Source organism: Ralstonia sp. VS2407 (genome assembly GCF_052950655.1).
In genome coordinates this window covers 1-463 of the sequence record NZ_JBRFVG010000268.1, presented here as the reverse complement: position 1 = coordinate 463, position 463 = coordinate 1, and the positions used below count along the sequence as shown (strand labels likewise).

The 463-nt window shown below is 53.1% G+C and carries 2 rRNA genes; both read right to left on the bottom strand.

Going from position 1 to position 463, the window contains the following annotated elements:
- Window positions 1–62 (bottom strand): 5S ribosomal RNA (gene rrf, locus ACU8YE_RS24985); the annotation flags it as partial.
- Window positions 63–188: 126 nt separating this feature from the next.
- Window positions 189–463, bottom strand: a 23S ribosomal RNA gene (locus ACU8YE_RS24980); the annotation flags it as partial.

Here is a 463-nt window from a genome sequence, read left to right as displayed (position 1 = left end):
AGTCGTTTCACGGTCCTGTTCGGGATGGGAAGGGGTGGGACCGACTCGCTATGGTCATCAGGCAAAGGGGGTTGTTGCGTTGCTTCGCAGCGCAACCAATCTGGGAAGAAGCAGTAATTAGGTTGTGTGTATCACACACGAGAATCCAACCGTCCGACGCGCTCTGTAGCGCGAAACAGACTTGTTATAGGATCAAGCCTTACGGGCAATTAGTATCAGTTAGCTGAACGCATTACTGCGCTTACACACCTGACCTATCAACGTCCTGGTCTCGAACGACCCTTCAAGGGGATCTAGTCCCCAGGGATATCTCATCTTAAGGCGAGTTTCCCGCTTAGATGCTTTCAGCGGTTATCTCTTCCGAACATAGCTACCCGGCGATGCCACTGGCGTGACAACCGGTACACCAGAGGTTCGTCCACTCCGGTCCTCTCGTACTAGGAGCAGCCCCCTTCAAATATCC